This is a genomic window from Paraburkholderia sp. SIMBA_030, assembly GCF_046535245.1.
Lineage (GTDB): Bacteria > Pseudomonadota > Gammaproteobacteria > Burkholderiales > Burkholderiaceae > Paraburkholderia.
The window spans coordinates 1-268 of record NZ_JAWRXB010000653.1 but is presented as its reverse complement, the minus strand read 5'-3'; the positions used below and the strand labels follow the sequence as shown (position 1 = coordinate 268).

General features: G+C 64.9%; 1 pseudogene. It reads right to left on the bottom strand.

Annotated elements, in window-relative coordinates:
- A pseudogene (locus SB772_RS41570) lies at window positions 1-174 on the bottom strand (two-component sensor histidine kinase); the annotation flags it as partial.
- Window positions 175-268: the final 94 nt, after the last annotated feature.

Here is a 268-nt window from a genome sequence, read left to right as displayed (position 1 = left end):
CATGAGCGCCGAGCTATGCGCAATGTGGGACGCGAGGTCGTGCGACAAGGCCTGGATGACCTCCTGATCGTGCAGATCCGACGCCCGTATCTGCAACCACGCCGACGCCCCGCAGCACGCGAGCAGCAACGCCGAGAACACGACGGATATCCGCTGCGTCAACGACAGTCTCACGGCGCGTCTCCTTGTCCGCTGTTGCGAGGCGCGGCATTGCCGGACGTCGATGGCGTGAGCGGGTCGAATTTGTAGCCGCGTCCCCACACGGTCA